Origin of the sequence: Pseudarthrobacter raffinosi (genome assembly GCF_023913835.1) — a bacterium.
Classification (GTDB): Bacteria; Actinomycetota; Actinomycetes; order Actinomycetales; family Micrococcaceae; genus Arthrobacter; species Arthrobacter raffinosi.
The window spans coordinates 1-1,069 of record NZ_JAMXBG010000049.1 but is presented as its reverse complement, the minus strand read 5'-3'; the positions used below and the strand labels follow the sequence as shown (position 1 = coordinate 1,069).

The window sequence follows — 1,069 nt, the reverse complement described above, 5'->3', positions numbered from 1 at the left end:
CTGGGCCAGGTTACGGAAGTGCGGGTCCCGACGCGGGAGCAGGAGGACCTGCGGGATTTGTCCCGGCTGCGGGCCACCGCGGCGAAGAACCTCGCCCATGCCCGCCAGCACGTGAACGCGATCCTGCTCCGCCACGGCATCCGCTACCCGAAGGAGACGAAGTGGACCCAGGAGCACCAAGCGTGGCTGCACCGGCAGCGTTTCGACTCCCCGGTGCTGCAGTTCACTTACGAGGACAACGTGGAACAGGCCGAACTGCTGGCCGCGCATCTCAAGCGCATCGACCAGCGCATCGCAGCGGTCGCCAGGGACTGCCGCTACACGCCGGTGATCGACGCGTTGATGTGCCTGCGCGGCATTCAGGTCACGACCGGGTTCGGGCTCGCCGTGGAGATCGGCGACTGGACACGCTTCACCGGGGCCACCATCGGCTCCTACGTGGGTCTCGTGCCCAGCGAGCAGTCCTCGGGTCAATCCCGGCACCAGGGCCCGATCACTAAGGCCGGGAGCAGATACGCACGCAAGCTCCTGGTGGAGGCAGCCTGGCAGCACCGGCGCCCCTATGCCAGGCCGGGGCTGCGCCTGCTGCGGCAACTGGACCTGGTCGGCCCGGCCACCCGGATCCGGGCCGAGCAGCTGGACCTGGTCGGCCCGGCCACCCGGATCCGGGCCCTGGAAGGCAACCACAGGCTCCACCACAAATGGGAAGTCTTCGATGCCCGCACGAAAAGATCCGTCACGGCCAACACCGCGATCGCCAGGGAACTCGCCGGCTGGTGCTGGTCCCTGGCCGCACCCCTCCAGCAAGGCGAACACGGGCAGGGGGAGCGCATGAACGCGGCATAAGAACGTGCCCTCCGGATGCGTGGCGGGCGTGACGTGGCAGCACTTTGGGGCTAACTCGAGACCCGACTATGAGCACACGGCCCATGGGGGCCGTTGACGCTCGATTTTAGACAGCGATACGCCCCAGCCGAACAATCGTCATGCGGTAACCCAACCCGCGAATATCAGTCTGACACTGCCAGTCGAATACAAGACTCGCCAGCACGACCGCCACACCCGGACG

At 67.1% G+C, this 1,069-nt stretch carries 1 protein-coding gene; it reads left to right on the top strand.

From position 1 onward, the window contains the following. Window positions 1-846, top strand: an 846-nt coding sequence (locus NG697_RS20985; RefSeq protein WP_252615102.1) for a transposase, incomplete at its 5' end; no start/stop codon positions are given. Window positions 847-1,069: the final 223 nt, after the last annotated feature.